This window comes from Marinobacter sp., from assembly GCF_044799475.1.
GTDB lineage: Bacteria > Pseudomonadota > Gammaproteobacteria > Pseudomonadales > Oleiphilaceae > Marinobacter.
Genome location: NZ_CP085217.1, coordinates 565,047 through 587,766 on the forward strand (window position 1 = coordinate 565,047; position 22,720 = coordinate 587,766).

Here is a 22,720-nt window from a genome sequence, read left to right on the forward strand (position 1 = left end):
GTTTACGGAAAAACAAAACTTCGCGGAATCAAAAACAGGACGATGCACTACGTACTACGGGGATGCGTCTTATTCATGAACTGCTGCAATCATCTTTCCTTGCCAAAGAACTTTACTCCATGTAACGAGGAATGCAAACATTTTTTTCCGCATGTAAGTAAAGATACCAAGGGTACCAACCGCAACTCCAGACCCTGCCAGCTGACCGGGGTTCAGCCCCTTAACAGGGTATACCCCGCGAGGCCGACGCCCGTCATCAGCAGTGAGCCCAAAACGTGCAACATGACCCCAGCGAACGCCATGGCCCAGCGCCCTGACTGCAGGGCGGCCACTATTTCAAGGGAGAAGGTGGAGAAAGTCGTAAGTGCTCCACAGATACCGGTAATGGCAAAAAGCCGCCATTCTGGTGATAAAGAGGTCCCATGGACGAAATAGCCCAGCAGCAGCCCCGCAAGACCGCCGCCAACCAGGTTGGCGGCCAGCGTCCCGAGGGGGATTGTCTGGTAGCCGCTGTTCAGCCAAAGACTCAGTGCCCATCGCAGGTTTGCACCGATTACCGCACCAGCGCTGACTGCAACAAAGGAAAGCCACATGAAACACCTCTTCGGCCTATGAGCAGGAAACATAAAAAAAGCCCGCAACGCTGATCGTCTGCGGGCCTTCTGCTTTTCCGAGCCACCAGCCCCAGCTCCCTGTTTACCGGACGGCGCTGGCGTTCAGAACGTCAGGCTGCGTTGTGGTTGATCACTGTGTCCTTCTTCTGCGCGAAGGCATCGAAGGCAAAATCATCCACCATCAGCAGGTCCAACACGTTGGCCTCATAGGCCCGCATGAAGTCCGCATCCTCTTTCGAGAAAATATCAGCCTTCAGCGCGGCCTCGAAACGCTCTTCCGGATGCAGGGCTTCCATTGGCAGTTCGCCTTTGGCATAAGCCTTGTTGACCTTCCGGTAAAGCGTCTCTGCCCTGTCGTTCTCTTTCAGCAGGTCATTGTAACGGGCTACCGGGTTCTCCATTGGCCCCTCACTCTGACTGTGCCAGATGTTGGCCAGTAGCTTGGTGCGGATCGGAGTATCGGTCGAGATAGCCCTTGCCAACGCCCTGGTCCGGTCATCATGGGGTTTGTCCCAGCGGCGTCCCAGCGGCATGGTGATTGCCCGCAGGGCGAAGGCCACCGGCCGGTTGGGCAGGTTGTGCAGGAACTCGTCCAGTGCCTGCTCGGCACGGAACAGCAGCAGCCCGAGGCTGTACTCCATGATTTCCTTTTCGCCCTGCACCGGCTGGGTTTCATGCCAGTGTTTCAGCACCATGGACGCAAGGTACATATTGGAAAGAACATCTCCCAGGCGGGCGGAAATCAGTTCCCGCATCTTGAGTTCGGAACCCAGGGTGACCATGGCTGCATCTGCGCACAGGCCAAAGGCTGCACTGAAGCGGGCCACCGCCTGGGCATAGCGGCTGGAGGCACTGTCAAACGGCACAACTGCCTTGCCCAGCCCCAGAGCCTGGGTGAAGGCCCGGGCCGCATTGCCGAAGATAAGGCCAGCATGGCTGAAGAAGGCGTCATCGAAGGCTTTGAAGTCATCCCGGTCCTTGGCATCAAGCTCCCGCAAGACATAGGGATGGCAACGGATGGCGCCCTGACCAAAGATCATCAGGCTCCGCGTCATGATGTTGGCACCCTCTACCGTGATCGAAACGGCCGCGCCACTGAAACCGATACCGAGATAGTTTTTCGGGCCAAGGGTCACGGTCTTGCCACCATGCACGTCCATCGCATCCGTCAGAACCGCGCGCTGCATCTCTGTCAGGTGATACTTGAGGATCGCTGAAGGCACTGCTGGCTTCTCGCCCTTGTCCACCATGTTGGCGGTCTGACTGACAGCTGCCTGGCAGATATAGGTCTGGGAGGCAATCCGGGCCAGCGGCTCCTGTACGCCTTCCATGTCGGCAACCGGTGTATTGAACTGACGACGGATACGGGTAAAACCTCCAGCCGTGCCCACGGCGTAGGCCGCGGCACCAGCAGCTCCGGAAGGCAGGGTGATGCAGCGGCCCACCGACAGACACTCAACCAGCATGCGCCAGCCTTCACCGGCCATATCCGGACCACCAATGATGTAGTCCAGGGGAATGAACACATCCTTGCCCTTGATCGGACCGTTCAGGAAGGGACTGCCGATTGGGCAGTGACGGCGCCCGATTTCCATGCCCTTGGTGTCACGGGGAATCAGCGCGCAGGTGATGCCCAGATCCTTCTCGTCCCCCAGCAGGCCATCCGGATCAAACATGCGGAAGGCCAGGCCGACCACCGTTGCGATGGGAGCCAGGGTTATCCAGCGCTTCTCAAAATTCAGTTTGAGGCCGATGACTTCTTTGCCGTTTACCTTCTTTTTGCAAACGATACCGGTATCAGGCAGCGACGTGGCGTCGGAGCCCGCACGTGGACCGGTCAGGCCGAAGCAGGGAATTTCCCGACCGTCGGCCAGGCGGGGAAGGTAATGTTTTTTCTGTTCGTCAGTACCGTATTTGAGAAGCAGCTCGCCTGGGCCGAGGGAGTTCGGCACCCCGACTGAAACCATCAGGGCCTCGTTGACGGAAAGCTTCTGCAGAACCGCAGACTGAGCCTTGGCAGAGAAACCGAGGCCGCCGTACTCCCTGGGAATGATCATGCCCAGGAAACCTTCTTTCTTGATGAAATCCCAGAGTTCCGGCGGCAGGTCAGCCCGCTCCACTGCGATATCCCAGGCGTTACACATGGCTGCGGCCTTCGCGCACTGGTTATCCAGAAACGCCTGCTCCTCTTCGGTCAGTCCCTTGTTGCGATTCGCCAGCAGGTTGTGCCAGTCGGGGCGGCCGGTAAACAGATCGCCGTCCCAGCCCACGGTTCCGGCCTCCAGGGCCACCTTTTCAGTGGCAGAAACCTTGGGCGCCACCTTCTTGAACATGGCGAACAGGCGGGGGGTCAGCCAGCTCTGGCGCAGGCCCGGCAGGCCACACACGGCGGTAATGGCAGCACCGACCAGCAGTACAAAAGCGAGCCACCCGGACGCGAAGATGAGTGACAGAATGCCAACACCTGCCATGACGGCGATCGCGGGCTGGGCGCCGGATTCACGGCGCATGACCGTGAGCAGTCCAGCCACGGCAATAATGAACAGAATAAACGTCATCATAGGCTTTCTCTGTTTTCCCTGAGTTGAAAAATGTACATGATTAACTACGACTAAAGTAACTGATTGGATGCCGGCTGACCAGAGACGGCCGGCCGGCTGTCAGGACGTCACAATTACCCGGATGCCTTCCAGCGCAAGGGTGGCACGCCCGATGGCAGCCTCGCTTGCAGCCAGCTGGTCCCGGAAAAACGCGACCTCCTCCTCCCGGATGGCCGGATTATGGCGCTTGAGCGCCTCCAGCCGGCTGATCTCCGGCTGGAACAGCGCCCTGACCCTTACCAGTGCGGCTTCCTGCAGAGGCTCAAGCTGCTGGGCGGCAAAACCTTCCGCATGATCAACCATGGTTTCCACCTCGGCCCGGATTTTCGGGACCACTGCCTGAGCGGTGCGCCGGCGGATATTGGAGCAGAGTTCGTTAAGCCGGTCGTGGGGCAGCGCCGCAGAAAGATCCCGGCCATTCACGTCAACCAGCAACCGGAGCGGCGACAGAGGCAGAGAGCGGGACAGCTGGAGCGACTCCGGGGCGGGACAGTGAACCGTAAAAAGCGCCTCGAGCATCAGCGTGCCTGGCGGCAGGCTTTTCACCGAGAGACTGGCCAGTGCCGCTTTGCCCAGCTCAGAGCTGGTCACCGTCTCCATGACGCCGGTCACCATCGGATGCTCCCAGCTGAGGAACGAAAAATCCTCCCGCTGCAGAGCCTGCTCCCGGCTCCAGGTGACCGTAACTCCCTCTTCTGGCAGTTCCGGAAACTGACCCGTCAGCATATGGTCACTGGGGCGGAGTACGTCTGCATCATCCGAAAGGTACTCGACCTCCACACCGAATATGTCGAAGGCCTCCGTCATATAGGCCCTGACAAGGGATGAGGATTCCTCTTTTTCTATCTGCTCGATCAGGTCATCGGCCTGGTCACGGCGACAGGAGTTAAGTTCGATGAGGGCATCCCGGCCTTTCTGGAGCATGGCCCGCAGATTTGCCGCCTCCGCGGCGGTCCTCGCCAGCAGGTCCTCAAATTTGTCCAGATCACCCCCAATGGCGGCTTCCCAGTCAGGCAGCACCTGCTCCCTGACCGCCACACCCACAGAGTTGCTCTCGGTAAAGGCCTGCAGCCCCTCATCAAACCAGCGGAACTGTACAGCCTGGGCCGTTCCTTCGAGAAAAGGCACGTGGATATCAATCACTTCCGCCTGACCGATGCGGTCAAGGCGGCCAATCCGCTGTTCCAGCAGATCCGGGTTTGCCGGCAGGTCAAACAGCACCAGATGATGGGCAAACTGGAAATTGCGGCCTTCGCTGCCAATCTCCGAGCAGATCAGGGCCTGAGCGCCCTGGCCGGTCTCTGCAAAATAGGCAGCAGCCCGGTCACGTTCGATCAGACTGAGGTGTTCATGGAATGCGGCGCTGCGGATTCCCGCCCGGAGCTGGAGATGAAATTCAAGCGCCATGGCGGTTTCAGCACGGGCACAGATAACCACCACTTTCTCGGGACGCAGTCGGGTGAGCGTCTGCTCGAGCCAGCTAACCCGGGGATCTCCGGCCAGCCAGAGTTCATCATCAACCGCCTGTTCGGGAGCCAGCCCCTGATGGCCGAAGCGCTGCTCCCGCTCCGGATAGATGTCAGGGCATGGCAGAGGCGCCGGGTGCAGTCGGCGATCCGGAAAACCCTTTATGGCGGCCCGGGTATTGCGGAACAGAACCCGGCCGGTACCGTGGCGGTCGAGCAGGGCATCAATGATGGCATCCTTCGGGTTGTCGGAGGCCAGCAGGGTATTGAGCTCGTCTCCCAGCCACTGGCGCAGGACTTCCTGCTGTTGCATATCCGGCAGTGAATCCTGCTCAAGCAGCTGACGGACCACCTGATTGATGGCCTCGTAGTTCTGTTCCTGCTGGCGGAACGCCTCAAGATCGTGGAAGCGCGCCGGATCCAGCAGGCGCAGGCGGGCAAAATGACTTGCTACCCCCACCTGCTCGGGCGTGGCAGTAAGCAGGAGCAGGCCACGGGTCTGGGTCGCGAGGGATTCAATGGCCTGGTATTCCGGGCTTGCTTCAGCCGGCGACCATGCCAGGTGGTGGGCCTCATCCACCACCATCAGGTCCCAGCCAGCGGCCAGGGCATCTGCCCGTGCGTCCGGGTTTGATGTCAGGAAATCGAGGCTGCAGAGAACCTGCTGCTCACTCTCAAACGGATTGTCGCTGTCCGGGCCCGCGTCCATATCCTGCTCGTCAGGAAAGCCGGGGTCAGCATCTGCCTCGTAACGCCCGGCGTCGACGATGGAAAACCGGAGATTGAAACGACGCAGCATTTCTACCAGCCACTGATGAATCAGGGAATCGGGCACGACAATCAGCACCCGCCGCGCTCTGCCGGTGTGCAGTTGATAGTGCAGAATCAGGCCGGCCTCGATGGTTTTGCCCAGCCCTACCTCATCCGCCAGCAGGACGCGGGGCGCATGGCGCCGGGCCACTTCATGGGCGATATAGATCTGGTGGGGCAGATGCTGGGTGCGCGCACCCATCAGCCCCTGAACCGGAGACAGCCTCAGGCGGTCCATGGCCTCAAGGGTTGCGACCCGCAGCCGAAAAGCACCGTTGCGATCAAACTGGCCGGCGAAAAGCCGCTGCTGGGGCGAAGTAAAACTGACAAAGCCCCCCAGCCGCACCTCGGAAATCGTGCGCAGCTCCCCCTGCTCGTCCTCGGCGTGATAAATGGCTACCCCGCCGGTTTCGTCTACCGCCCGGACCGTAAGACGCTCACCGTCAAAGGTTTCTATTTCTTCACCGATCTGAAAAAGCACACGCGCCAGAGGCGCATTGTCCGTGGCATAGGTGCGTTCCTCGTCCACTGCTGGAAAGCCCAGAGTTACCCGGCGTCCGGAAACCTCGGTGACGATGCCGAGACCAAGACTTGTATCGCTGTGGCTGACCCAGCGCTGACCTGTGACAAAATCCGAAATATCCAAAAAGCCTCCACAAAAGTTTCAGTCTGTCTGACTCAGGAAGTCGGGGTCTGGCTGCCTTCCCGGACCCAGTACGCCGTTGCCCCGCATACCGCGGCAGGCACTACCACCAGATTGAGCACCGGCACCATGGCGGCCAGGGCCACAGGCAGACCGAAGCCCAGGGCACTGAGCCGGTGGCGGCCCAGGCGCCGCTTCAGGTCCGGAAAGCTGACACGGTGATTGTCTGCCGGGTAGTCCACGTACTGCAGCGCCATCATCCAGGTGTTGAAAAGGAACCACAGCAGACCGGCCACAAGGTTTACCACCGGAATCAGGCCAAGCACCAGCAACCCCAGAGCCCGGGGCAGGTAATAGAGAATCTTCTGGATTTCCCGCCACAGGGCCCGGGGGATGTCGCGGGCGATCTGGCCCCAGCCGCCCTCCGTGTCCACGACCTGGCCGGTGAGATGTTTTTCCGTCAATTCCGACAGATACCCATAGAAAGGCGAGCCAATCAGATTGGCGACGATCACAAAGCCATAGGCCAGCATGAGCAGAATCACCAGGCCATAGAATATCCAGAACAGCCATTCCAGGCTCTGCAGCCAGGCCCAGTCCGGCAGCCAGCCCATGGCACTGGCAATCATTGCACTGAACAGCTCAGCCAGAAAAAAGAAAAACAGTCCGAAGAGAAGAACGTTCAGCACAAGAGGGATAATCACAAACAGACGCAGACCGGGCTCGCGGATCAGACGGAAACCCTCCCCCAGATAGCCCAGACCCGAGAAGAAACTACCTGCTGCCATGGTCTCCTGATCTCCGATTTACCGTGATTCTTCCAGACCGTTTTTGGCGCTGGACGGGCGCAGAGCATATCATGTCGCGATCTTCCTCACAGCCGGGCGGTACCATGACAGTAAAAAACCGATTCGCCAGACTGCTGGCAGCAAAGCTGCTCTGGCGGATTGCTCTGGCAGTTTCGATTGCCGCCATCATATACCTGGCAACCACCAGCCAGAATTTTCCGGCGGCGGCCAGCTTCAGTGACAAGTTCAATCACCTGATTGCCTTCATGGAGCTGACCATTCTCGCGCGTCTCAGCTGGCCCCATGTCCGAATGCTCACATCGGCCGGCCTGCTACTGGGGTTCGGTTTGCTGATCGAACTGTTGCAGGCGCCCCTGCCCTACCGGGAATTTTCCGTTTTAGATCTGCTGGCTGATGGTATTGGCATCGCGCTCGGACTGGCAATTTCACCCTGGCTCCAGGCTCTTGCCCGCCAGAGTCCCGCAAGCCACTCCGTGGACTAGCGATATTCGCCACGCCTTGTGTAGGAAATATCGCACATAAGCGTAAGCCTTATCCGCCACCCGCTGTGCGCTTCCTGATCCAGCCCCTGTCAGAGATTTTTATCATGCTGATTTGGCAGGTAATTCCTGTATGCCATCCGGGACACAGTGCACGGGCGCGAAAACTGTGGCAGCCATTTCCCTGAAGAGATTGGTATAGTGACTTCGTCAGGACGACAGGGAAATGGACGACGCAATGGACGTTCCCTCACAGGAGGTGAGGGGAAGCAGGGATGTAAGGGACGCAAAGCTTAAGGGAATCCATCTGGATCGCCGGCTCGGATGCTAGCGCTACGGAGCGGGCACAGCAGCACAGGGACAGGCACACGCAACATGGCTGTTGCAGATTTTGCAGGGACGCACCGCTTCGTAAAAAAGGACAACTTCGGTTGTCCTTTTTTTATTGCTTTTTCGCCTGATAGATCCTTACCCGGTTAAATTCTTCGAACTCGTTCAGGTCCGGCCATGTTCTGGCCTCCACCACTGTCTGCAGGCAATACCGGTCATCCCCGGGATCCGCTACCCTGGAGTCCGCCAGCAGGACGGTTGGCGCCGCTTCGCAGAACTCATTCAGCAACGGCATGTTGTCCCTGTCGTAAAGCACGTCCGCAGCCACCACGACATCCAGCCCGGAAGGCCGGAGGTTCCACCTGTTGCATGGCGTCAGACGGACCCCGTTCAGCCGGGCGTTGGCCTCTGAGGCCAGGAGTGCCGCCGGGGCCAGGTCACAGGCTATCACCTCACGGGCGCCGGCAAGGGCTGCGGCGATGGCGACCACACCGGAACCACAGCCAAAATCCAGAACTGTCCTGCCAGTCACCCGCTCCGGGTGCGCCAGAATCCAGCCAGCAAGAGCCTGCCCGCTGGCCCAGCAGAACGACCAGTAGGCCGGCTCCGCTACCACGGCCTGGGCTTCATCATGGCTCAGCGGGCCTTCCAGCACCGAGGGGTCAAAAAGATAAAGGACGATAGCCGGGCAGCCCGCAGGCCGGGTCATCCGCACCCGGCCTCGCTCCAGGGTCTGCTGCAACTGTCTGTTGAGCTGCTCCGATGTCATGCAATGTCTGTCCTGTCGCTGTAGATCTGTGGCGGAGCAGTTTATCCCTGAAGGCCTGCCCCTGCACTGGCAAAAGGACAAAAAACAGTCAGTTCAGGTATACTCCCGCTTTCATTCAAAGAGCTACCGGATACCCCTGATGACGTCGAGATCCGACACCGCCGACTATCTTTCGCTGTTCCTGAACGACACCCTGTTAGTGGATGTCCGGGCACCGGTGGAGTTCAGCAGGGGCAGCTTCCCCCAGGCCCTCAATGCTCCCCTGATGAACGATGATGAGCGCCACCAGGTGGGCATCTGCTACAAGGAAAAGGGACAGGACGCCGCCATCGAACTGGGGCACGAGCTGGTGACGGGCAGCATCAGGGAGGAACGCATCGCCGCCTGGTCGGGCTTTGCCCGTCAGCATCCCGACGGCTACCTATTCTGTTTCCGGGGTGGCCTGCGCTCCCGGCTGACCCAGCAGTGGCTGAAAGAGGCTGGCATTGACTATCCTCTGGTCACCGGAGGCTACAAGGCACTGCGGCGCTTTCTGATCGATGAGCTCGAAGCCAGGGCAGCATCCGCCAGCTTCGTAATCGTGAGCGGTCGTACCGGCACCGGCAAGACCCGACTGCTGGGAGAGCTGCCAGATTTCATTGATCTGGAAGGCCTGGCAAATCACCGGGGTTCCAGCTTTGGCCGGCAGGTGACGCCACAGCCGTCGCAGATTGACTTTGAAAACCGTCTGGCCATTGCCTTGCTGAAATCCACCGAAGCTGGAGCCGGTCCCATCTTTCTGGAGGATGAAAGCCGTCTTATTGGCCGCTGCTATCTCCCCGACGCTCTGTGCGCGCGGATGGCAGAAGCTCCACTGATCATTCTGGAGCGCAGCCTGGCCGAACGCATCCGGATCATCCGGGAGGACTACGTCGAGGACATGCTCGCTGCCTGGTGCCGGCGGGATGGCGAGCAGGCGGGCTGGGCCGGCTTCCGCGACTACCTTCTCAGCGCTCTGGACCGTGTTCGCAGGCGCCTCGGCGGGGATCGACACCGCCAGCTGAGGGAAATCATGATGGCGGCGCTGGACGCCCAGCAGGCCAGCGGCGATCTCAGCGGACACGAGAAATGGATCGAAGTGCTGCTGACCGACTACTACGATCCCATGTACGATTACCAGCTGGGCCAGAAACAGAATAGGATCGTATTGAGTGGGAGCCACGAAGAACTGAGGTCGGTAGCTGGTAGTCTGACGCCGGATGGTCCCCTGACCAGAAGCTGTCCCCGCACAGCTCAGACATCAGTGATCTGACACAGAGTATGCCGGCAGGCACCCGGTCCCTATCAACTGACAAAGGAGTATTTATGGAAAACCTGTTCCAGAGCGATGGCCCGGCGGCCGAACTGGCGCAGCAGGCAATCGGAATGGTGATGAATTACGCTCCGAAAGTACTGCTGGCGGTGGCAACGCTGCTTATCGGCCTCTGGCTGATCAAGCGCCTGGTCCATGCAATGGACGTCAGGCTCGGCGCCAGAGATCCCAGCCTGAACAAATTTGTCTGTGTCCTTGTCAGTGCAATTCTCAAGATCATGCTCCTTATTTCCGTGGCTTCCATGGTGGGAATCGCCACCACCTCTTTCATCGCCGTTATCGGTGCCGCGGGCCTTGCCGTCGGCCTTGCCCTCCAGGGCAGCCTGTCCAACTTCGCGGGCGGCGTGCTCATCCTCGTCTTCAAGCCTTTCAAGGTGGGGGACACTGTCGAAGCCCAGGGCTTTCTCGGGGTGGTTGTCGAAATCCAGATCCTGTATACGGTTATCAACACCTTCGACAACCGCAGGGTGGTGATCCCCAACGGAGACTTGGCCAATTCAAGCATGGTCAATGTGAGCATTTACGACAAGCGCCGTTGTGACATGACATTCGGTATCCACTACGACGATGACATCGACAAGGCCAAAGCCATCATCCAGCGGCTGATTGAGGAAGACGAGCGGTCGCTGACCGATCCTGCTCCGCGCATTGCCGTAGGCAGCCTCGGTGACAGCTCGGTCAATATCATGGCACGGCCCTGGACCGCCACCGACGATCTCTGGCCCTACTACTGGGACATGCAGGAAAAGGTCAAAAAGGCCTTCGATGCGGAGGGCATCACCATTCCGTTCCCACAACGGGATGTTCACATGTACCAGGAAAAATAACCCTGCCATTCCGGAGCCGCCCTGCCGGCTCCGGAATATTTTTCCAGCCTGCACCCCATCTCCGAAATCGGACTTTCGCTTTACCCGAAACCTCGACTAAGCTGACTGAACACCGTGCTTAAAGGGCCGTGTTCATACGCGGCCACTGGCCCCGGGATTCCTGTCCGGACCGCCCCGGGATACGCTGTCTTTGCTGGTAAGAGGTTGTCACTATGCCGGTACAGCAACTGAAAGAATTCCTCGACATCTCGGGCACCGATTACATGTGCCTGACCCATCCTCCCGCTTTTACCGCTCAGGAACTGGCCCACCATGTTCAGCTTGCCGGTGACCAGGTTGCCAAGACCGTGATTATCGAGCTTGATGGAAAGATGGCGATGCTGGTCATGCCTGCGACCTGGCGTGTTCGCTGGGACAGGCTCACAGACGTGCTGGATACTGACTTTGTTCAGCTGGCGGACGAACAGGAATTCAAGGACCGGTTTCCTGATTGTGAAGTCGGCGCCATGCCCCCGTTTGGAAACCTTTTCGGAATGTCCGTTTACTGCAGCGAAGCCCTGAGCGAACAGTCCGAGCTTGCATTTTCCGCCGGCACACATACCGAATCGATTCACATGAAAACCCATGATTTTCTGCAACTGGTGCAGCCGGTAGTTATCCGGCAGGGCTTCATCAAACCCGGCACAAAACGCCCGGCATGGCTCACCAAAGGTGCGGCCAGGGCGCGCATGGAAGCCATGCGGCAGGAAGCGAGATGACTTGTCTGTCGCTCTCTACAGGGTAAACTGGGTCCTTCAGACAGGGATCCGACATGACACAGCAGACGGACATAGTGATTGTAGGAGCCGGCATGGTGGGCGCTGCGCTGGCAACCGGCCTTGGCCAGGCCGGGTTTCGTGTTGCGCTGGTGGACCGGGAGTCAGAGCCGGGTTTTGATCCGGAGCAGGACCCCGACATCCGGGTTTCCGCCCTCAGCGCCGGCAGCGAAAATTACCTGCGCAAGCTGGGTGTCTGGCCGCTCATTGAGCAGCAGAGGCTGACCCCCTACCGCCGGCTTTCGGTCTGGGACCAGACACCCCATCCGCTTTCAGGCCTGGCTCCAAACCCTCCCCACACCACCTTCAGTGCCACCGAACTGGGCTGCAGCCATCTCGGCCACATCGTGGAGAATCGGGTAACCCAGCGGGCCCTGTGGCAGGCTGCCAAAAGGGTTCAATCGGTGAGCATTCACTCCGGCGACAGCCTGAAAAGCATGGACAATCGCCCGGAAGGGGCCAGCATCACCCTTGAAAGCGGCCTTGTGCTGGACTGCCAGCTGATTGTTGGCGCGGATGGGGCCCAGTCACGGACAAGAGAGCTCGCGGGAATTGGCGTATCCCGGGACCAGTATGCCCAGCAGGCCCTGGTGGCTTCAGTTCGCTATCTGGGCCCGGTGCAGGATATTACCTGGCAGGCCTTTTTCCCCACCGGGCCACGGGCTTTCCTGCCCCTCCACGGCTGTGGCAGCGAAAGCTGGGCGTCACTGGTCTGGTACGACGCTCCCGACGTGCTCGCCCGGCTGAAAGCGCTGCCGGAAGCTGAATTTCTGAGTCAAGTCCAGGCCGCTTTCCCCGATGCCCTGCCTCCCCTTACCCATGTCGCCGGCCGCGCCAGCTTTCCCATTGCCAGGCAGCATGCCAGCCGTTACGTTGAAGGCCGCGTGGTGCTGGTGGGGGATGCGGCCCACACCATCAACCCGCTGGCGGGACAGGGCGTCAATCTGGGATTTCAGGATGCCGAATGCCTGCAGAGTATGGCGCGGGAAGCCGGCCGGGTCGGGGGAGATCTGGCGGATGCACGATGGCTGGGGCACTACGAGCGCCAGCGCAGGCCCGCCAATCAGCGGATGATGCTGGCGATGGACGCTTTCTATTATCTTTTCAGCAACCGTATTCCACCCGTTCACCTGCTCCGCAACGCAGGTCTTGGGCTGGCGCAGCATCTGCCGTTTGCCCGCAATCAGGTAGCCCGTTACGCTATGGGTCTGGAAGGCGCAACCCCCTCAGCACTGACGGGATTTCTGGCAGGTCTCCCCCGACCAGGTTTCATGAAACAGACAAAAGGATTATGAGTCGTGGCCGAAACAATTTTCAGCAAAATCATCAACCGTGAGATACCCGCTGACATCGTGCACGAGGACGATGTCAGCCTGGCCTTCAAGGACAACAATCCGCAGGCGCCCATACACCTGCTGATCATTCCCAAGAAACCCATTGCCACCATCAATGACATGGAGCCGGATGACCGGGAGCTGGTGGGACACCTGTTTCTGGTGGCTTCAAAGCTGGCAAAGGAAATGGGCTTTGACGAAGATGGTTACCGCGTGGTGATGAACTGCAACGAGCAGGCAGGCCAGTCGGTGTTTCATATTCACCTGCATCTGCTGGCCGGCAAGCCACTGGGCTGGCCGCCCTATACTGAAGTCGCGAAAGAGAAGTAATTGCTGCCCCTCCAGCGCGGGAGGGGCTTTCCGGGCACTTCCTATCGGCCGGAGGCCCCGAACAGGCGCGCCAGCCCCGCGCCGATGGTTTCAATCGGCTCAATAATGGCATCATGAACTGACTCTGTCACAACCCTGTTGAACTGACTGCCTTCACTGGTTTCCATGAACTGGATATAGGAGCGCAACTGGTCGGTGGGCATGGCCTCGTAGGTATAGAGATAGCCGGTATAGACCTGCTGCTCGACCACCCCCCGCAACATTGGCCGCTGGCTCTCCACGCGCTTTCGGATGGCCTCCACATCTACCACGGCACCATTGAATGCGGCCATCGCAGTGCCGAAGGCGGTCTGAATGGCGACGGCGGTATCAACCGCACTCTGAGTCGCACGGGAAGCCCGATCGAAGTCCGCAAAAAGCTTCGCCCGCTCAGTACCTTCGTACTTTTCTGCCAGCATCGGGCCCCGTTTTTCGATTTCACGCCAGGCGACCGGCAGAGCGGCAGCTCTTTCAAGCATGGTCACTTCCCTGCCCAGTGGGGACTGGTACCAGTCGTTGACCTCGCCCAGGGCAGCCTCGGACATTCCCCGGTCAAGGTCCGCGGCCAGTTCCCGCCGTATGCTGGCACTGTTGAAAGCCTGACCAATCATTCCCGAAATCGCTCCTTTGATCAGCGGGTCCACATTGCCTGTCTGGCTCAGCCCCTGGACCACGCCCTGCGTGAGCATTTTCGGGTACTGATCAATCACTGTGGCGAGAGCGGAATTGCGGATAACAGAGTGAGCCAGGTCGGACCCCTGGGCTCTGGCACCGCCGGCAAACAGGAGAATCAGGCACAGAAGCCCCCCGGTCAATTGGGCAGGCAGGAAACGGCGGGATAACATGGGCGGGCTCCAGGTTGATAAAAACAGAGCCCTCTTATGCCACGGCTTGCCCACCAGGGACAAGCGAAGGAAGTTTACAAAAAAGACATCAAGGAAACTGCCGGCAGACCCGTGGTTTTGCCGGCAACCGAAACAGGGAGTTACCTCCCTATAATCCTTTCCGCTTCCTCCAGCGGCGTGTGGCGGACATCTTCACCTTCCGCCATGAAGATGACATGTTCTGCCAGATTGCAGGCGTGATCCCCGACCCGCTCCAGAGCCCGGAGCACCCACATGATGGACATGCAGCGGGAAATATTGCGGGCATCCTCCATCATGAAGGTAATCAGGGTCCGTATGGCCGCCTGGTACTCTTCGTCCACCCGCTTGTCTTCTTTCATGATCCGGAGCGCCTGCTCGGAATCCAGCCGTGCGAAGGCATCCAGCGCGTCCCGCAACATGCTGGCAACATGCTGGCCAATATGGCGCACCTCCACATAGCCACGGGGCGCCTGGCCTTCTTCTGACAGGCTAATGGCGAACTTGGCGATTTTCTTGGCTTCATCACCCACCCGCTCAAGATCGGCCACCATTTTTATCACCGATATGACCAGCCTCAGGTCCCGCGCGGCGGGCTGCCTGCGGGCGATGATCTGGGTGGCCTCCTCGTCGATAGCCATTTCCAGGCGGTCCACCACCTTGTCCTTGGTGCGGACTTCGTCTGCAAGATTGCCATCATTTTCAATAAGTGCGGTCACTGCATCGTTGATCTGCTGCTCGACCATGCCGCCCATCTTCAGGAAATCGGATTTCAGGGCAGCCAGATCATCATTGAACTGATGGGAAATGTGATCGCCGTAGACATCGTCCTTGCCTTTTTTCATTGCTCTGTTCTCCTGATGTTCAGGTCTGGCCGGGATTAACCGAAACGGCCGGTAATATAGGATTCTGTCAACTCATGCTCGGGCGAGGTAAAGACCTTGTTGGTCTCGTTGACCTCCACCAGATGCCCCAGGTGAAAATAGGCAGTCCGGTGAGATACCCGGGCCGCCTGCTGCATGGAGTGGGTCACGATCACGATCGTGTAGCTCTCGGACAGCTCGGAGATGAGCTCTTCGATCCTGGCTGTCGCGATGGGATCCAGCGCCGAGCAGGGCTCATCCATCAGTACCACCTCAGGGCTCACCGCGATCGCCCGGGCAATACACAGACGCTGCTGCTGGCCACCGGAAAGCCCCGTACCAGGCGTATCCAGACGATCCTTCACCTCTTTCCACAAGCCGGCTTTTTTCAGGCTGTTCTCAACCATGTCATCCAGCTCGGATTTGCGGTTGGCCAGGCCGTGAATCCGGGGGCCATAGGCTACATTGTCGTAAATCGACTTGGGAAAAGGATTGGGTTTCTGAAAGACCATGCCAACCCGTGCCCTGAGCTCCACCACGTCCCGTTTCGATTCGTAGATGTCCACCCCATCCAGTTCCAGGCGGCCCTCGATACGGCAGATATCAATGCTGTCGTTCATGCGATTCAGGCAGCGCAGAAATGTGGACTTGCCGCACCCTGATGGCCCGATGAACGAAATAACCTCGTTCTTTGCGATATCAAGACTGATGTTCTTGATGGCCTGGGTCTCACCATAGAAGACGTTTACGTCCCGCAGGCTGAATTTGGCCGCATCGGCAAAGGGTCTACCAACAGTCCTGCCGTAGACCACGCCATCTTCCGTGCGAACTTCGGCTCCAGACTCTGGCTCCTGCAGCCTGGCAGCGTCACCGGCAGTGACTGGGTGCTTTAACATACTCATGAACTTTCTCCTTACCAGCGGCGCTCAAGGCGCTTTCGGAGCCAGATGGCCAATGCATTCATGCTGAACAGGAACGTCAGCAAAACCATGATTCCCGCAGACGCCAGCTCGATGAAGCCCTGCTCCGCGCTGCTGGCCCAGAGGTAGATCTGAACGGGCAGCACCGTGGCTGAATCCAGAAACCCTTCGGGAACATCCACAATAAACGCCACCATGCCGATCAGCAGCAGGGGGGCGGTTTCACCCAGGGCCTGGGCCATGCCGATGATCGACCCGGTCATCATCCCGGGCATGGCCAGCGGCACCACATGGTGGAGTACCACCTGCATCTTCGAGGCACCTATGCCCTCGGCGGCCTCGCGAATGGAAGGCGGCACGCTCTTGATGGCGGCGCGGCTGGAAATAATGATCGTGGGGAGGGTCATCAGCGCCAGCACCAGACCGCCAACCAGAGGCACCGACCGGGGCATGCCAAACAGTCCGATAAAGACCGCCAGGCCAAGCAGACCGAAAATGATGGAGGGCACGGCTGCCAGGTTGTTTATGTTGACCTCGATAAAGTCGGTCCATCTGTTCTTTGGCGCAAACTCTTCCAGATAGACAGCCGCCGCCACCCCAACCGGAAAGGCAATGACCAGAGTTACGATCAGGGTCAGCAGCGAGCCGACTATGGCGCCCAGAATGCCAGCGTAGGTCGGTTCCCTGGAGTCTCCCGTGGTAAACAGTTTGTCGTTGAAGCTGGTCTCAATAACACCCTTCTCGCGCAGCCTTTCGACCCATTCAATCTGCTGCTCCGAGAGCTTGACACTGTAGTCCGCATCGCCCGCGTGCTTGACGTAAACTGCTGTCCGGTCACTGGCATGGAAGGTCATGGTCTGCGTTGTTCCCATCAGTTCCGGATTATCCTTCACCAGATCCCGGACCTTGTTGGGGCCGTAGGTGCCGACCAGACGGCTCAGCTCCCGCTGCTCTGCACGACTCTGTGCTTCCGGAATATGGGACTGCAACGCCCTGATGATCGGAGCGGAGAAATCCGCCATCGACAGTTCTTCCGGATCCGTCGGATCCTCCAGGTACATGACATCACCGTCGAGGGTGATATCCAGTGTGACGGTCGCCTTGATAAAGCCTGTATAGCCTTTCCCGATGATATCCACGAACAGCAGCAGCAACGCCGAGAGAGCAATGGCGATGGCGAGCACACCATAGGCCCGGAAGCGGCGCTCCTTGCGGTAACGGCGCTTGAGGGACTGGCGGACAATCTCCGCCGGGGAGCGTTGGTCAGTCATACTGTTCCCTATATCTGCGAACAATCTTCAGGGCAAGCACGTTCAGAAGCAGCGTCACAATAAAGAGCATCATGCCCAGGGCAAAGGCTGCGAGAGTCTTGGCACTGTCAAATTCCTGGTCGCCCACCAGCAGGGTGACTATCTGCACGGTTACCGTCGTTACTGACTCCAGCGGATTGGCAGTGAGATTCGCAGCCAGGCCCGCGGCCATCACCACGATCATGGTTTCACCGATTGCCCGGGAGGCTGCAAGCAGAATGCCCCCCATGATGCCGGGCAGAGCTGCCGGAAAAATCACGTTTTTCATGGTTTCGGACTGGGTTGCGCCCAGCGCCAGGGAGCCGTCCCTCAGGTTCTGGGGAACCGCATTGATGACATCGTCTGAAAGAGAAGACACGAAGGGTACGATCATGATACCCATTACCAGACCGGCAGCCAGCGCGCTCTGGGAGGAAGCTTCGAGGCCTATGGATTCCGCCATTTGCTGAATAAACGGAGCGACCGTCAGGGCGGCGAAAAAGCCGTAAACCACGGTGGGAATGCCGGCCAGCAGCTCAAGAGCCGGCTTGACCGTGGCGCGCACCCGGCTGCCCGCGTATTCCGCCAGATAGATGGCGGACAGCAGGCCGATGGGTACAGCCACCAGCAGGGCGATGGCAGAGATCAGCAGGGTTCCGGTAAACAGCGGAATCATGCCAAACGAGCCGTCGGCGCCCACCTGATCCGCACGCAGGGCAGTCTGGGGGCTCCAGTTGCTTCCGAAAATGAAGTCCCAGAAAGACACCATGCCGAAAAACCGGATGGTCTCGAAGATCACTGAGAACACGATCCCGACGGTGGTCAGGATGGCAACACCTGCACAGACGAAGAAGATGCGCCGAAGGGTCGTTTCAACGCTTTCGCGGGCATTGACGTGTGGCGCCACCCGGGACCAGGCAAAGGTGGCGCCCAGAATGGCAACCAGCAGCACCAGCACCGCCTTGAACACCTGGCTCTGGCTCCTGAGAGATTCCAGCAGGGACCCTGCCCGGGCAATTTCTTCAGGCACGAACTGGGGATCCAGTTTTCCTGCCGCCACGTTGCTTATCTGCGACAGTATCAGGCTGGCCCGGCCGGGAGAGTCCGGCATCATGTCCGGTGGCAGGGACGAAATGACAAGACCCTGGATAACCTTGCCCTCAAAGCCCACCCAGAGGGCAAGCACAATCAGGGCCGGAATGCCGCACCAGAGCGACGCTCTGGCTGCGTAATAGAATGGCAGGGACTTGAGGTGCCGAATGCCACCCAGAGGTTCCGCGACAGCCCGGGACCGCATGTAAGCAAGTCCGTAAGCAAGCGCCGCAAGAGCCACAATCAGGGCCAGGAGGTTAGCGGTCTGCATAACATTCTCTGTTTAGAATCGGGTTAGTTTTTCCGAAGCTGCCATTGTGCCAGCAACCCGTAGATGGTTCACGCGAATGAAACAAAAGGAACCCGGGCTCCCAGGCCCAGGTTCCTTTTCAATCCTGAATGGTGGTTTTCAGAATTCGTTGCCAGTCATGGGTTCCAGGTTTCTCGCCTGTTTCGCCATCTTCATGCGCATGTCCCGTGAACTCGGGATCAGGCCGACGTCAACCAGGTAACCGTTATCGCCCCAGGTGCCTTCGCTGGTGAACTCGAAGATGTATTCCTTGATGCCAGGAACCACACCAACGTGGGCGTTCTTGACATAGAAGAACAGTGAGCGGGCCACCGGGTACTCATCGCTGCTGATGGTGTCCTGGGTAGGCTGCACGCCGTTGATCAGGGAAGGCTGTACCTTGGTGCGGTTTTCTTCAAGGAAGCTGTAACCGAAGATGCCAAGAGTATCAGTATCCTGGACCAGACGCTGAACGATCAGGTTGTCGTTCTCGCCGGCTTCGATGAAGGCACCGTCTTCGCGCATGTTATGACAGATGGCGCGCATGTCTTTCTTGCCCATTGCCTTGATCCAGTCGTACTGCTTGCATCCGCCTTCCATTGCGATCTCAACGAAAGCATCACGGGTGCCTGAAGTCGGAGGCGGACCCATGACTACGATTGGCTTGCCGGGCAGGCTGGAATCGACTTCGTTCCAGTTTTTATAGGGGTTGGGAATCAGCTTTTCACCGCCCTCGGGATCCGGTACGTCCTTGGCCAGCGCCAGGAAGACCGCCTTCAGGGTCAGATCCATCTGCTCGGCACCAACGGCGTTGGCCATCACGATGCCGTCACTGCCAATCCGCACTTCGGTGATTTTCTCTACACCATTGGACTGGCACAGTTCAAATTCGCTTGCCTTGATCCGACGTGAGGCGTTGGTGATGTCCGGGTGCTGGGTGCCGACGCCGGCACAGAACAGCTTCAGGCCACCGCCGGAACCGGTTGATTCCAGCTTCGGGGTCGGGAAATCCGTGTTGCGGCCAAAGCGCTCGGCAACCACAGTGGCGAATGGGTAAACAGTGGATGAACCGACGATGTTAATAGTGTCGCGAGCCATGGTTGGGGTCGAGACGGCGGCCATGGCGCCGGCTACGGCGACACTGGCTAATGCTGTTTTCAGTTTGATCACGTTGAGTCTCCATCATTCACTTGAGCTATGGTTAGCTGCGTTAGTGGCGCTGACTGGGCCGAAGGCGAATCAGATGAAACCAGAATGCGTTCCGGCCGTCAGACAAACCGGCGTGACTGAGCCGATGGATGCAGAATACGGGCTCTCTATGACAGCTTTGTGACATCCGCTGAAACAGAATACATGACAGGTTTTTTTCTTGCAGCCTGCGCGCGGCGTATTAACATGCACACACAATAACCATGAGGTAGTGCCCCAATGACCGCACTTGATGATTCCAAACCGACTCCCCGCGGGGAGCTGATGATCCAGGTCATCCCCCTTCCCTCTGACACAAATGCCAATGGCGACGTCTTCGCTGGCTGGGTGATAAAACAGATGGACCTTGCCGCGGCAACGACTGCCGCAAGGATTTCGAGGGGACGCAGCGCCACTGTGGCCATCGACCGGATGGAATTCCTGTCGCCGGTGCGGGTGGGATCGCAGGTGGGCTGTTACTGCGAGCTGATTGATATCGGCCGCAGCTCCATGAAAATCAACGTGGAAGTCTGGACAATCGACCGCAATTCCGAAAAGCCCCGGAAGGTGACCGAGGCGCTATTTGTGTTCGTGGCCATTGATGATAACGGCCGCATACGGGAAGTGCCGGATCAGCAGGCCTCAAGCGGCGCATAAGCGACCACCAGCCATTTGGCACCGTCGTCGAAGTTGACCTGGATCCGGGCGTGGTGGCCGCTGCCCTCGCAGTTCATCACCACCCCTTCGCCAAACTTGGGATGGCGCACACACTGTCCCAGCCGGAAACCGGCTTCCTGGGCGGAGTCCTGGCTGAACATGCTCTCATTGGGTCGCTGCAACATGGCAGGCCGGGTCACGGTATTGCGCAGCCGCACTTCCTGGATGCAGTCACCGGGAATCTCCCGCACGAATCGCGACAGGGCATGGAATTTTTCCTGGCCGTACAGTCGCCGCGATTCCGCATGGGTCAGAATCAGCTTTTTCATGGCGCGGGTAATCCCCACATAGGCCAAACGCCGCTCCTCTTCCATGCGCCCAGGTTCTTCCAGGGACATGCTGTGGGGGAACAGACCTTCCTCTACACCCGCCAGAAACACCAGCGGAAATTCCAGACCCTTGGCTGAATGCAGGGTCATCAGCTGAACACTGTCTTCGTGGGCTTCGGCCTGGGCCTCGCCGGCGTCCAGAGCCGCCTGGGCGACAAACTCGGCCAGCGCATCCGTGCCCTCATCCACCTCAAAATCCGCCATGGCATTCACCAGCTCGTCCAGGTTCTCCGCGCGGGCCTGGCCCTTCTCACCCTTTTCGCTGGCGTGATAATCCCGCAAGCCACTGGCCTCAATGGCCTGCCGGGCCAGCCCCTGAAGGCTGGCATTGGGCACCATGTCAGTCAGCGACTCGATAATCTCCATGAAACGTTGCAGCCCGGTTTTCGCGCGCCCTTTCATATGGCCCGCTTCCAGCAGGCGTGAGGAGGCCTCCCAGAGGGACAGACTCTCCCGCGAGGCCAGTTCGCGGATTTCCGCCAGGCTCTTGGCGCCAATACCCCTGGCCGGAATATTCACCACCCGCTCGAACGCGGCGTCGTCATTGCGATAATGCACCAGACGCAGGTAAGCCAGGGCGTTGCGGATCTCCTGACGATCATAGAACCGCAGCCCGCCGTAAACCCGGTAGGGAATGCCCTGACGCATCAGGGATTCTTCCAGCACCCGGGACTGGGCATTGGAGCGATACAGAATCGCCGATTCGCTACGCAGATTGCCGTCCGCCACCCAGCTGCTGATGGTGTCGGCGATATAGTTGGCCTCATCCTGCTCATTGAAAGCCGCATAGAGACTGATCGGCTCACCCTCCGGCCCGTCGGTCCAGAGCTCCTTGCCCAGGCGCCCCTGGTTATTGGCAATCACCGAGTTGGCCGCTTTGAGAATGAGCTGGGTGGAACGGTAATTCTGCTCCAGCCGCACCAGCCGGGCGTTGGGGAAGTCCCGCTGGTATTGCTGGATATTCTCGATCTTCGCGCCCCGCCAGCCATAGATGGACTGGTCATCGTCACCCACCACGGTCAGCGGCACCCGGTTGCCCGCCAGCACCTGCAGCCAGGCGTACTGAATGGTATTGGTGTCCTGGAACTCGTCCACCAGGATGTGCTGGAAGCGCTTCTGATAGTGCGCCAGCAGTTCGGGACGGTGCAGCCAGAGTTCATGGGAGCGCAGCAGCAGTTCACCGAAATCCACCAGGCCCGCCTGCTGGCACAGCTCTTCATAGCGGCGGTAGATCTTCAACATGGTGGAGGCGAAATGATCCCCGGGGTTTTCCTGGATATGATTTGCCCGCAGGCCTTCATCTTTCTGGCTGCTGATGAACCACTGAGCCTGCTTCGGCGGCCAGCGGCTTTCATCAATCTGATACTCCCGCATCACACGCTTGACCATCCGCAACTGGTCATCGCTGTCCAGCACCTGGAAGTTCTCAGGCAGGCCGGCATCCTGCCAGTGGGAGCGCAGCAGACGGTGCGCGATACCGTGAAAAGTGCCGAACCACAGGCCACGGGATGGCAGGTTCAGCATCTGCTCGATCCGGTAGCGCATTTCCCGGGCGGCCTTGTTGGTAAAGGTAACCGCCAGCAGACCAGTGGGCGGCACACCGTCCACCTGCATCAGCCAGGCCATGCGATGGATCAGCACCCGGGTCTTGCCGCTACCGGCCCCTGCCAGCACCAGCAGGTGGTCATTCCGGGCGGTAACGGCCTCGCGCTGGGCTTCGTTAAGGGGGTCTATAATCGGGGACACATCCATGGATTCGTCGCAGGCTGATTGAGAATTTAGGTGACAGATTATAACAGGAGAGGGCAGAGAATATTTATGTGAAGGGATTAACCATACAGCGCCGTGCTCGAAACCCGAAAAGCATGCTGCGCCGCCGGAGAAGTCCGGGCGGGCCTTCCTTTCAGAACCGTGTGTGGCCAGGGATGGCCACACCCGAGCCCTACAGGGGTGA

The 22,720-nt window shown here is 59.1% G+C and carries 19 protein-coding genes; 7 read left to right on the forward strand and 12 right to left on the reverse strand.

The genetic code is table 11. The features are described from left to right. Positions 1-212: 212 nt before the first annotated feature. From crcB to cysZ, 4 genes are all read right to left on the reverse strand, one after another. A complete protein-coding gene (gene crcB / locus LG327_RS02600) occupies positions 213-593 on the reverse strand; it encodes a fluoride efflux transporter CrcB (RefSeq protein WP_404365403.1) in 381 nt (126 codons plus the stop codon). A 131-nt stretch (positions 594-724) separates the two neighbouring features. Continuing rightward, on the reverse strand, positions 725-3,172 hold the full coding sequence (locus LG327_RS02605) for an acyl-CoA dehydrogenase (RefSeq protein WP_404369172.1): 2,448 nt from the start codon (positions 3,170-3,172) through the stop codon (positions 725-727). 102 nt (positions 3,173-3,274) lie between these two features. Next, complete coding sequence (rapA, locus tag LG327_RS02610; protein WP_404365404.1) at positions 3,275-6,136, reverse strand: RNA polymerase-associated protein RapA; 2,862 nt, start codon at positions 6,134-6,136, stop codon at positions 3,275-3,277. A gap of 32 nt (positions 6,137-6,168) precedes the next feature. Continuing rightward, positions 6,169-6,921, reverse strand: a complete 753-nt coding sequence (gene cysZ, locus LG327_RS02615) for a sulfate transporter CysZ (protein WP_404365406.1) — start codon at positions 6,919-6,921, stop codon at positions 6,169-6,171. A gap of 104 nt (positions 6,922-7,025) precedes the next feature. On the opposite strand from cysZ, the gene LG327_RS02620 reads away from it, so the two are divergent. Further along, positions 7,026-7,424, forward strand: a complete 399-nt coding sequence (locus tag LG327_RS02620) for a VanZ family protein (protein ID WP_404365408.1) — start codon at positions 7,026-7,028, stop codon at positions 7,422-7,424. A gap of 439 nt (positions 7,425-7,863) precedes the next feature. Here LG327_RS02620 and LG327_RS02625 read toward each other — a convergent pair whose 3' ends face one another. Beyond that, the gene (locus LG327_RS02625) at positions 7,864-8,520 is read right to left on the reverse strand and encodes a class I SAM-dependent methyltransferase (RefSeq protein ID WP_404365410.1); all 657 of its coding nucleotides are present in this window, start codon (positions 8,518-8,520) and stop codon (positions 7,864-7,866) included. A 139-nt stretch (positions 8,521-8,659) separates the two neighbouring features. Between LG327_RS02625 and mnmH the strand changes: the two genes are divergently transcribed. The 5 genes from mnmH to LG327_RS02650 all read left to right on the forward strand — a co-directional run bounded on the left by mnmH (position 8,660) and on the right by LG327_RS02650 (position 13,177). Further along, positions 8,660-9,811, forward strand: a complete 1,152-nt coding sequence (gene mnmH, locus LG327_RS02630; RefSeq protein ID WP_404365412.1) for a tRNA 2-selenouridine(34) synthase MnmH — start codon at positions 8,660-8,662, stop codon at positions 9,809-9,811. Between the two features lie 53 nt (positions 9,812-9,864). Beyond that, on the forward strand, positions 9,865-10,698 hold the full coding sequence (locus tag LG327_RS02635) for a mechanosensitive ion channel family protein (RefSeq protein ID WP_404365414.1): 834 nt from the start codon (positions 9,865-9,867) through the stop codon (positions 10,696-10,698). Positions 10,699-10,910: 212 nt separating this feature from the next. Then, the gene (locus LG327_RS02640; RefSeq protein ID WP_404365416.1) at positions 10,911-11,456 is read left to right on the forward strand and encodes an aminoacyl-tRNA deacylase; all 546 of its coding nucleotides are present in this window, start codon (positions 10,911-10,913) and stop codon (positions 11,454-11,456) included. Positions 11,457-11,509: 53 nt separating this feature from the next. Further along, positions 11,510-12,808 (forward strand): FAD-dependent monooxygenase, encoded by a 1,299-nt coding sequence (locus LG327_RS02645; protein WP_404365418.1) that lies wholly within the window; start codon positions 11,510-11,512, stop codon positions 12,806-12,808. Between the two features lie 3 nt (positions 12,809-12,811). Then, complete coding sequence (locus LG327_RS02650; RefSeq protein ID WP_404365420.1) at positions 12,812-13,177, forward strand: histidine triad nucleotide-binding protein; 366 nt, start codon at positions 12,812-12,814, stop codon at positions 13,175-13,177. A gap of 41 nt (positions 13,178-13,218) precedes the next feature. Here the strand turns inward: LG327_RS02650 and LG327_RS02655 are convergent, their stop codons facing one another. The 6 genes from LG327_RS02655 to LG327_RS02680 all read right to left on the reverse strand — a co-directional run bounded on the left by LG327_RS02655 (position 13,219) and on the right by LG327_RS02680 (position 19,702). Then, entirely contained in the window at positions 13,219-14,061 is an 843-nt protein-coding gene (locus LG327_RS02655) for a DUF2059 domain-containing protein (RefSeq protein ID WP_404365422.1), read from the reverse strand. A gap of 140 nt (positions 14,062-14,201) precedes the next feature. Beyond that, positions 14,202-14,924: a phosphate signaling complex protein PhoU gene (phoU, locus tag LG327_RS02660; protein ID WP_404365424.1), complete on the reverse strand. Its 723-nt coding sequence runs from the start codon at positions 14,922-14,924 to the stop codon at positions 14,202-14,204. Positions 14,925-14,959: 35 nt separating this feature from the next. Further along, positions 14,960-15,844, reverse strand: a complete 885-nt coding sequence (gene pstB / locus LG327_RS02665; RefSeq protein WP_404365425.1) for a phosphate ABC transporter ATP-binding protein PstB — start codon at positions 15,842-15,844, stop codon at positions 14,960-14,962. Positions 15,845-15,855: 11 nt separating this feature from the next. Beyond that, positions 15,856-17,133: a phosphate ABC transporter permease PstA gene (pstA, locus tag LG327_RS02670; RefSeq protein WP_404365427.1), complete on the reverse strand. Its 1,278-nt coding sequence runs from the start codon at positions 17,131-17,133 to the stop codon at positions 15,856-15,858. Then, complete coding sequence (gene pstC, locus LG327_RS02675) at positions 17,126-18,514, reverse strand: phosphate ABC transporter permease subunit PstC (protein ID WP_404365428.1); 1,389 nt, start codon at positions 18,512-18,514, stop codon at positions 17,126-17,128. The genes pstA and pstC overlap by 8 nt, the downstream gene beginning before the upstream one ends. Before the next feature lie 138 nt (positions 18,515-18,652). Further along, complete coding sequence (locus tag LG327_RS02680; protein WP_404365430.1) at positions 18,653-19,702, reverse strand: substrate-binding domain-containing protein; 1,050 nt, start codon at positions 19,700-19,702, stop codon at positions 18,653-18,655. Positions 19,703-19,960: 258 nt separating this feature from the next. Here LG327_RS02680 and LG327_RS02685 point away from each other — a divergent pair, with 258 nt between their 5' ends. Further along, positions 19,961-20,377: an acyl-CoA thioesterase gene (locus LG327_RS02685; RefSeq protein ID WP_404365431.1), complete on the forward strand. Its 417-nt coding sequence runs from the start codon at positions 19,961-19,963 to the stop codon at positions 20,375-20,377. On the opposite strand, the gene uvrD is transcribed toward LG327_RS02685, so the two are convergent. Then, complete coding sequence (uvrD, locus tag LG327_RS02690; protein WP_404365433.1) at positions 20,353-22,518, reverse strand: DNA helicase II; 2,166 nt, start codon at positions 22,516-22,518, stop codon at positions 20,353-20,355. The genes LG327_RS02685 and uvrD overlap by 25 nt on opposite strands. Positions 22,519-22,720: the final 202 nt, after the last annotated feature.

Bases quoted from the DNA above. Each gene is read 5' to 3' on its own strand.
- LG327_RS02645 (WP_404365418.1), top strand. From the start codon at position 11,510: ATGACACAGCAGACGGACATAGTGATTGTAGGAGCCGGCATGGTGGGC.
- uvrD (WP_404365433.1), bottom strand. From the start codon at position 22,518: ATGGATGTGTCCCCGATTATAGACCCCCTTAACGAAGCCCAGCGCGAG.
- pstB (WP_404365425.1), bottom strand. From the start codon at position 15,844: ATGAGTATGTTAAAGCACCCAGTCACTGCCGGTGACGCTGCCAGGCTG.
- LG327_RS02605 (WP_404369172.1), bottom strand. From the start codon at position 3,172: ATGACGTTTATTCTGTTCATTATTGCCGTGGCTGGACTGCTCACGGTC.
- phoU (WP_404365424.1), bottom strand. From the start codon at position 14,924: ATGAAAAAAGGCAAGGACGATGTCTACGGCGATCACATTTCCCATCAG.
- LG327_RS02640 (WP_404365416.1), top strand. From the start codon at position 10,911: ATGCCGGTACAGCAACTGAAAGAATTCCTCGACATCTCGGGCACCGAT.
- LG327_RS02620 (WP_404365408.1), top strand. From the start codon at position 7,026: ATGACAGTAAAAAACCGATTCGCCAGACTGCTGGCAGCAAAGCTGCTC.
- crcB (WP_404365403.1), bottom strand. From the start codon at position 593: ATGTGGCTTTCCTTTGTTGCAGTCAGCGCTGGTGCGGTAATCGGTGCA.
- LG327_RS02685 (WP_404365431.1), top strand. From the start codon at position 19,961: ATGACCGCACTTGATGATTCCAAACCGACTCCCCGCGGGGAGCTGATG.
- LG327_RS02655 (WP_404365422.1), bottom strand. From the start codon at position 14,061: ATGTTATCCCGCCGTTTCCTGCCTGCCCAATTGACCGGGGGGCTTCTG.
- LG327_RS02625 (WP_404365410.1), bottom strand. From the start codon at position 8,520: ATGACATCGGAGCAGCTCAACAGACAGTTGCAGCAGACCCTGGAGCGA.
- pstC (WP_404365428.1), bottom strand. From the start codon at position 18,514: ATGCAGACCGCTAACCTCCTGGCCCTGATTGTGGCTCTTGCGGCGCTT.
- pstA (WP_404365427.1), bottom strand. From the start codon at position 17,133: ATGACTGACCAACGCTCCCCGGCGGAGATTGTCCGCCAGTCCCTCAAG.
- LG327_RS02635 (WP_404365414.1), top strand. From the start codon at position 9,865: ATGGAAAACCTGTTCCAGAGCGATGGCCCGGCGGCCGAACTGGCGCAG.
- mnmH (WP_404365412.1), top strand. From the start codon at position 8,660: ATGACGTCGAGATCCGACACCGCCGACTATCTTTCGCTGTTCCTGAAC.
- cysZ (WP_404365406.1), bottom strand. From the start codon at position 6,921: ATGGCAGCAGGTAGTTTCTTCTCGGGTCTGGGCTATCTGGGGGAGGGT.